The sequence below is a fragment of the Pseudomonas sp. TJI-51 genome (assembly GCF_000190455.2).
Classification (GTDB): Bacteria; Pseudomonadota; Gammaproteobacteria; order Pseudomonadales; family Pseudomonadaceae; genus Aquipseudomonas; species Aquipseudomonas juntendi.
Genome location: NZ_AEWE02000148.1, coordinates 1 through 1,176 on the forward strand (window position 1 = coordinate 1; position 1,176 = coordinate 1,176).

2 protein-coding genes are annotated in these 1,176 nt (G+C 64.9%); one reads left to right on the forward strand and one right to left on the reverse strand.

The window, feature by feature from the left end; translation table 11 throughout:
* The first annotated feature begins 178 nt into the window (after positions 1 to 178).
* On the forward strand, positions 179 to 826 hold the full coding sequence (locus G1E_RS25010) for a YceH family protein (protein WP_009683178.1): 648 nt from the start codon (positions 179 to 181) through the stop codon (positions 824 to 826).
* Between the two features lie 4 nt (positions 827 to 830).
* On the opposite strand, the gene G1E_RS25015 is transcribed toward G1E_RS25010, so the two are convergent.
* Positions 831 to 1,019: a hypothetical protein gene (locus G1E_RS25015; protein WP_009683179.1), complete on the reverse strand. Its 189-nt coding sequence runs from the start codon at positions 1,017 to 1,019 to the stop codon at positions 831 to 833.
* Positions 1,020 to 1,176 lie beyond the last annotated feature (157 nt).

The following is a 1,176-nucleotide window of genomic DNA, read 5'->3' on the forward strand; positions in this document are numbered from 1 at the left end:
GGCTTGCCGGCGATGGGCTGCATCCCCGCGTCTTGACTGACCGGCATTCGGCGTAGCGCCTGATTTTCTTCGGGCTGCTGGCCGGAGCGGGCTCACCCGCTCTCACCAGCAGCCGCAATTGCCTTACACGATGGCATTACCTACCCTAGTGGCCTTTCCCCAGTAATGAGACAGGGCCATGTCAGAATACGAAACCGCCGGTGAAGGCCGCTTGAGCAGCACCGAGATCCGTGTCCTCGGCGCGTTGATTGAAAAGCAGGCCACCAGCCCGGAGAGCTACCCGCTGACCCTCAACGCCCTGGTCCTGGCCTGCAACCAGAAGACCAGCCGCGAGCCCGTCATGAACCTTACCCCAGGCCAGGTCGGCCAGGCCTTGCGCAACCTTGAAGCGCAGGGCATGACCCGCCTGCAGATGGGCAGCCGCGCCGATCGCTGGGAGCAGCGGGTGGACAAGGCCCTGGAGCTGGTACCGGCGCAACTGGTGCTGATGGGCCTGATGTTCCTGCGCGGCCCGCAGACCCTCAACGAACTGCTGACCCGCAGCAACCGCCTGCATGATTTCGACGACACCGAGCAGATCCAGCACCAGCTGGAGCGCCTGATCTCGCGCAACCTGGCCTTGCACCTGCCACGCCAGGCGGGCCAGCGCGAAGACCGTTATACCCATGCGTTGGGCGACCCGGCGGAGATCGAGGCGATTCTTGCTGCACGTCAGCAGGAGAGCGGCCAGCGCAGCAGTGGCAGCAGCGTGTCGGAGGAGCGTATTGAAGCGCTTGAAGCCCGCATCGCAGCGCTGGAAGCGCGCCTGGCAGACTTGGAAGGCTAGGCGGTCACGGCTCGGGGTCGGGGAAGTTGCGGCAGCTTTTGCGCTCGGCCAGCTCCCGGTCGCTGGGGCGCTGGTCGATGAATACGGTGCGACCGTCGGCGTAGATTTCCAGGTAACCCCAATGCAGGTCCTGCTCCGTCTGGCCGGGCTTGGGCGGGACTAGCCACCAGGGTTCGCGGCTGATCAGCGTCATGATACGGCTTCCTGAGGGTGGATGCCGTAAGCATAGACAGCCTGGGTTTGATGCCTTGCGAGTGCTGGCCTTTTCGCGGCTAGAGCCGCTCCTGCAAGTACGGCGGCAACTCCAAGCCAGCGCAGGCCCTGTGGGAACGGGCATGCCCGCAAACACC